The organism is Pseudomonas atagonensis (assembly GCF_011369485.1).
Taxonomy (GTDB): domain Bacteria; phylum Pseudomonadota; class Gammaproteobacteria; order Pseudomonadales; family Pseudomonadaceae; genus Aquipseudomonas; species Aquipseudomonas atagonensis.
The window spans coordinates 139,984-146,217 of sequence record NZ_VXCA01000034.1; the positions used below are offsets into that span (position 1 = coordinate 139,984).

A 6,234-nucleotide genomic window follows, 5' to 3' on the forward strand; every position below is an offset into this window, starting at 1 on the left:
AACGGGCTCTCTCCATCTGAGGCTTGCCGGGCTTCGTGGTGCCCGGCAATTGACGAACGGAACGTCAGTGCGCGGTCAGCGCCTTTTTTGCCTGTGCCGCTTCGTTCTCCTGACCGGCCTGCGCCAGTTCATCGGCGGCTTTCAACCAGCGCTGGCGGTCAACATCCGCCGGAATCTGCGAGGGCTTCTGGATCAATACCGCCCAGCCACCGGACTTCTCCAGGGCCGATTCAAAGGAGTCGAAACTCATCAATTCCCGGCGATTCATGCCGGCGCGCAACAGTACTTTCTGTTTATTGCGGTCGTAACCGGACAGAATCGCATAACGCGGCTCGGCCCAGAACGCCGAACCCTCGCTGAAACGCACCATCACCGGATAACCGGCCGCCACCTGCTTGAGCAGCGCTGGCAGCTTGCTGTCCAGCGGATAGACCACCATGCCGTATTCGCGAGCAAGGTTCTGCAGGTTTTGCTGCAACTTGTCTTCGGCGCCCGGCAGACGCAATGGTTTTTCCAGCAGCCCCGGCGTTATCACGATGCCTTGCTGCGACAACAGGCTGGCCAACACTTGCGGCGCACTCTGATTGGCTTCGCCACGATAGAACGTGCCGCTGAGTTCGACGCGTTCCGGCAGACGCTTGATCTCCGGCGCCACACTGCCCGCACACCCCGCCAACGCAGCGACGCAACCGGCCGCCAGCAGCGCCGCACGAATTCGAGAAAATACCTGCACCATCATTACTCTCTGTTCGAACGCCGGTCATCGTGTTCCGGCAAGGTCAATGATCATAGGGCGGCGCAACGCTGCGGTATAGCCTTAAACGGCAGCCACATCGATTGCATAGAGCAAACTGATTGGTCACCACCGACCTTTGGTCAATAGCCTGAAACACCCCGTTGACTAGACTGTCACTGAAATACAGCGAATCGAAAAAAGTGTGTGCCCGACGCAGGGCAAAGAGGAGGCACTGATGAGCCTGACCATGACCATCGTAATGCTGATTGCCGGCTGGCTGGCGGTTGCGGCCGCCATGCTGTGGGGCGTGCTGCGCATTTCCCGGCGCCACCATCACCACCCGACCGAGCCTGCTTCGCTCGAAAAAACCGAAAAACAACGTGGCCGACCTGTCACGGCGCACTGAATTCCTCAAATGCCCTGCAAACAAAAAGGCCCCCTGAACTCCGAGAGCTCAGGGAGCCTTTTGGCTTACTGGCAATTACGCCTGTGCAGCCAACTTCTTCTGCTTGGCCCGGCGCGACATCATGTTCAGCACTTCAATCGCTGCCGAGAATGCCATCGCCGCGTACACATAACCTTTCGGTACGTGGGCACCGAAGCCTTCGGCGATCAGCGTCATGCCGATCATGATCAGGAAGCCCAGCGCCAACATGACCACGGTCGGGTTGTCGTTGATGAACTTGGCCAGCGGATCAGCCGCCAGCAACATCACCAGCACCGAGACCACCACCGCGATAATCATGATCGGCAAGTGTTCGGTCATGCCGACCGCGGTAATGATGCTATCGATCGAGAACACCATGTCGAGCATCAGAATCTGGCCGATGGCCGCGGCAAAGCCCAGGGTCACGGTCGAAGTAGCCGACTTCGGATCTTCCGGCGCCGGGTCCATGCTGTGATGGATCTCGGTCGTCGCCTTCCAGACCAGGAACAGGCCACCGGCGATCAGGATCATGTCCTTCCAGGAGAACGCCTGGCCAAGGATTTCGATCACAGGGGCGGTCAACTGCACGATGAAGGCAATGGTGCTCAACAACGCCAGTCGCAGAATCAGCGCCATGCCGATACCGATGCGGCGCGCCTTCTGCCGGTGCTGCTCAGGCAGCTTGTTGGTCAGGATCGAAATAAAGATCAGGTTATCGATGCCGAGCACGATTTCCATCACCACCAGTGTGGCCAAAGCAACCCAGGCGGTGGGGCTGGCGGCGAGTTCTAACAGATATTCCATGGGTCAGTCCTGACTCTTTGTAAGACGGTTTAGATGGTCTTGGAGGAAGATTCGGTTTTTTCCGAATCCTTTTCCGGTGTTTCTTTCTTCTCGATCAGCCCGCCGGTGGCGTCGCTGAGCGCTTGTTCGGCCGCTTTGTGCGTGTCGTCAATCGCTTGCTTGGCACTCTCGGCGGCCTTGCCCATCAATTGCTGGGCGCTTTTTTCGGCCTGGTCGCAGCCACCCAGAACCAGTAAAGACGTAAACAACAGTGCAGGGATTGTGTATTTCATGAGGCTTCCTTCGAATGAACAGACAGGGTCACAGACCGGCCGTCGATGGCTGGGCATTCTAGGCAGCGAAACACTTCAGGAAAATTCGTATTTTTAGCGGCTATACTTCGGTTTTCACGAACAGTAGACCGCCATGCTCAATTACCGACAACTGCATTATTTCTGGGTTGTGGCCAAGACCGGCAGCATCGTACGCGCGTGCGAGCAGCTGAACCTGACGCCGCAAACCATCAGCGGGCAGATATCGCTGCTCGAACAAACCTATGGCATAGAGCTGTTTCGACGGGTTGGCCGGCAACTTGAACTCACCGAGGCCGGCCGCCAGGCCCTGCCCTACGCCGAGCAGATGTTTCAGCTTGGTGGCGAACTGGAGCTGATGCTGCGCGCACAACCCAATGAGCAGCAGATCCTGTTCCGCGTAGGCGTGGCCGACGTGGTGCCGAAGTCGATTGTCTATCGCCTGATTGCGCCGACCATGGAGCTGAACGAGCCGCTGCGCATCACCTGTCGCGAGGACAAACTCGAGCGGTTGCTGGCCGATCTGGCGATTCAGCGTCTGGATCTGGTGATCTCCGACAGCCCGATGCCTTCGCACCTCGACATCAAGGGTTACAGCCAGAAGCTCGGCGAGTGCGGGATCAGTTTCTTTGCCACCGCCGAACTGGCGGCGCGTTATGGGCAGGATTTCCCGCGCAGCCTGCATGGCGCACCACTGCTGATTCCCGGGGCGGAAACCGTGGTGCGCAGCCGTTTGCAGCGCTGGTTCGCCGAACAGCAGATCCAGCCGCAAATTGTCGGCGAGTTCGATGACAGTGCTTTGATGCAGGCCTTCGGACAATCCGGCAGCGGGATTTTTATCGGCCCGAGCGTGATTGCCGATGAGGTGAAGCGCCAGTACGGCGTCGAGTTGATTGGCCAGACCGACGCGGTGACCGAGTCGTTCTATGCCATTTCGGTGGAGCGCAAGGTCAAGCACCCCGGCATCGTGGCGATTACCGAAGGTGCCCGACGCGAGCTGTTTACCGCGTTATGAGGCCTCAGCGCAGGTTTCGCGCGGCTTGAGCGTCATCAACACCATGGCGAGAAACACCGACAGCAGAATGAACCCGGCAGCAGCGAATCCGAGGAAGCCCAATCCGGCACTGTCGATGACCCGGCCACCGATCATGGCGCCCAAGCCGATGCCCAGATTGGCCCCGGCAATATTCAGCGAGGCGGCAAAGGCCGGCGCTTCTGGCGCAGCTTTCATCAGGCGCACATGGCTCACCAGGAACAGCGCCGCCTGCGTCACCCCCCAAATACCCATCGCCACCGCCAGCCCCAGCGGCGAATGAATGTTCGGCACCAGTGACACCATGCCGGCAATCATGAACGCACAGAACAACACCGACGCCCCCAGCGGATGCCGGTCCACGGCACGACCGCCCAACGAATTGCCGATTAGCCCGACCGCGCCGAAGCCCATCAGGCACCAGCCGACCACCGTGCCGTTGAAACCGGCCAGGCGCTCAAGAATGTCCGCCAGATAGGTGTAAGCGGTAAACATGCCGCTGAACACCAGAATCGACAGCACGATATGGCCGATCATCAACGGGCTGCGCAGGATCTTGAACTGCGAGCGGAAACTGACCTGGTGCTGATGCAGATCGGTTTTCGGCAGGTAAACAAACAACAACAGTGCTTTGGCAAACGCGATAAACGCAAGAATGCCGAACGCACTGCGCCAGCCGAACGCATCGGAAATCAGCGTGCCGACTGGAATGCCGAAGACCGTGGCGCAGACGATGCCGAAGCCGATTTTGGCAATCGCACGACCGGCGTAGTCCGGGCCGACAATGTCCACCGCCGTCTCACTGGCCAGCGCCCAGAACACCGGCAAACCCAGCGCCGGGATCAGTCGGGCAATCGCCATCACCCAGATGTTCGGCGCCAGCGCCGCCACGGTGTTGGCCAGGCCGAACATGATCAGAATGGTGATGAACAGTTTGCGCCGCTCGAAACGGGCGAAATATGCAGTCAAAAATGGCCCGAACATCGCCACCGTGAAAGCGAATAGAGTCACCAGCAACCCGGCCTGCGGGATGGTGACCTCAAGGTCTCGGGCAATCGACGGCAGCAGTCCGACGATGACGAACTCTGTGGTCAACACCGTGAAACCGGCGGCGGACAACAGAAGGATGGGCAACAACATGAGGAACTCCAGCAAAACGACGACACCAGCGTTGACCCGGAGGCCCGCTGGCAGAACTTGAAAATGAGGTTGGAGAATCTTAACAGAGTGTGTCCAGACTGACTTGCACAAACCTGTCTATCTTGTCTGTCGATCGGGTGGCAGATCGTCACATGCCTGAAGGATAAGGCTTACGCTGTGATAAAGTCCGCGCCCTGCAAAACGTACACCTTGTTCAACGACCAGTTTAATGGCGTTGAAATCCCATCACCCTTTGGGTTCGTACCTGTGGCCTGCCCCGTTCCGCCACCGGTTTTTTGCGCAACCTTGCACCCTATAAAAAATCAGAGATGCCGTCATGACCGTTTCATCCCCTTCTCTATTGCAACGCTTGAAAAACCTCAGCCTGGTCACGCAGATCGTGATCGGCCTGATTGCCGGTATTGCATTGGCCCTGATTGCGCCGGAGCTGGCGAAATCCACGGCGTTCATCGGCAAAGTGTTTGTTTCCGCGCTGAAAGCCGTGGCACCGATTCTGGTGTTCGTACTGGTCATGGCTTCGATTGCCAACCACAAGCACGGCCAGGAAACCCACATTCGGCCGATTCTGTTTCTGTATCTGCTGGGCACCTTCAGCGCCGCCGTGGTGGCCGTGGTTGCCAGCATGGCGTTTCCGTCGCACCTGGTGCTGTCCACCGAAAACGTTGCGGTCACCGCGCCGGGCGGCATTGGCGAAGTGCTGCAAAGCCTGCTGCTGAGCGTCGTCGATAACCCGGTCAGCGCGCTGATGAACGCCAACTTCATCGGCATTCTGGCCTGGGCCATCGGCATGGGCATCGCGATTCGCCACGCCGGCGACACCACCCGCGAAGTGCTGGGCGATCTGTCCAACGGCGTCACCGTGATCGTGCGGGTGGTGATTCGTTTTGCACCGCTGGGCATTTTTGGCCTGGTGGCCTCGACGCTGGCGACTTCGGGTTTCGGCGCGCTGATCGGTTATGCGCATCTGCTGGCCGTGCTGCTGGGCTGCATGCTGTTTGTGGCGCTGGTGATGAACCCGCTGATCGTGTTCTGGAAGCTGCGCCGCAACCCGTACCCGCTGACCCTCAAGTGCCTGCGCGAAAGCGGTATCACCGCGTTTTTCACCCGCAGCTCGGCCGCCAACATTCCGGTCAACCTGGAATTGAGCAAGCGTCTGGGCCTGCATGAAGACACGTATTCGGTGTCGATTCCGCTCGGTGCGACCATCAACATGGCGGGCGCGGCGATCACCATTACCGTGCTGACACTGGCCGCCGTGCACACGCTGGGCATCGCCGTGGACATTCCGACCGCAATCCTCCTCAGCGTGGTGGCGGCGATTTGCGCCTGCGGCGCCTCGGGTGTGGCCGGTGGTTCGCTGCTGCTGATTCCGTTGGCGTGCAGCCTGTTCGGCATCCCGAGCGAGATTGCCATGCAGGTGGTAGCGGTCGGCTTCATCATTGGCGTGCTGCAGGATTCGGCCGAGACGGCGCTGAACTCGTCCACTGACGTGCTGTTTACCGCAGCGGCCTGCCTGGGCGAAGAAGCGAAAGCCCAACGCACTGCGTAACCGCTCTAACAATGGAAAATGAAAAGCCCGCCAAGATGTGAACCTTGGCGGGCTTTTTTGTGGCGCAGATCTTTTCCCCCCTCACCCCAACCCACTCCTCCCAAGGGGGGCGAGGGGGAAAGGGAGCTGATTTGTGTTCTGTTCAAAACCTGAGTTCGTCTTGATAGTTCAGGTCGGTGTAATTCGAACAAACAACACCGTCAGTCCCCTCTCCCCCCGGGAGAGGGTTAGGGT

General features: G+C 59.1%; 7 protein-coding genes. 3 read left to right on the forward strand and 4 right to left on the reverse strand.

The features are described from left to right. Positions 1 to 64 precede the first annotated feature (64 nt). Complete coding sequence (locus tag F2P67_RS23195) at positions 65 to 736, reverse strand: peptidase C39 family protein (protein WP_166224219.1); 672 nt, start codon at positions 734 to 736, stop codon at positions 65 to 67. A gap of 235 nt (positions 737 to 971) precedes the next feature. On the opposite strand from F2P67_RS23195, the gene F2P67_RS23200 reads away from it, so the two are divergent. Continuing rightward, positions 972 to 1,142 (forward strand): hypothetical protein, encoded by a 171-nt coding sequence (locus F2P67_RS23200; protein ID WP_166224222.1) that lies wholly within the window; start codon positions 972 to 974, stop codon positions 1,140 to 1,142. Positions 1,143 to 1,217: 75 nt separating this feature from the next. Here the strand turns inward: F2P67_RS23200 and F2P67_RS23205 are convergent, their stop codons facing one another. Together F2P67_RS23205 and F2P67_RS23210 are read right to left on the reverse strand one after the other, a co-directional pair. After that, positions 1,218 to 1,967 (reverse strand): TerC family protein, encoded by a 750-nt coding sequence (locus tag F2P67_RS23205; protein WP_166224225.1) that lies wholly within the window; start codon positions 1,965 to 1,967, stop codon positions 1,218 to 1,220. 29 nt (positions 1,968 to 1,996) lie between these two features. After that, positions 1,997 to 2,239: a hypothetical protein gene (locus F2P67_RS23210; protein ID WP_166224228.1), complete on the reverse strand. Its 243-nt coding sequence runs from the start codon at positions 2,237 to 2,239 to the stop codon at positions 1,997 to 1,999. 133 nt (positions 2,240 to 2,372) lie between these two features. Here F2P67_RS23210 and nhaR point away from each other — a divergent pair, with 133 nt between their 5' ends. Next, positions 2,373 to 3,272, forward strand: a complete 900-nt coding sequence (gene nhaR / locus F2P67_RS23215) for a transcriptional activator NhaR (protein WP_016986874.1) — start codon at positions 2,373 to 2,375, stop codon at positions 3,270 to 3,272. Here nhaR and F2P67_RS23220 read toward each other — a convergent pair. Continuing rightward, on the reverse strand, positions 3,267 to 4,430 hold the full coding sequence (locus F2P67_RS23220) for an MFS transporter (protein ID WP_166224231.1): 1,164 nt from the start codon (positions 4,428 to 4,430) through the stop codon (positions 3,267 to 3,269). The two genes, nhaR and F2P67_RS23220, sit on opposite strands and share 6 nt — an antisense overlap. Positions 4,431 to 4,767: 337 nt before the next feature. On the opposite strand from F2P67_RS23220, the gene sstT reads away from it, so the two are divergent. Next, on the forward strand, positions 4,768 to 6,000 hold the full coding sequence (sstT, locus tag F2P67_RS23225) for a serine/threonine transporter SstT (RefSeq protein ID WP_166224234.1): 1,233 nt from the start codon (positions 4,768 to 4,770) through the stop codon (positions 5,998 to 6,000). Positions 6,001 to 6,234 lie beyond the last annotated feature (234 nt).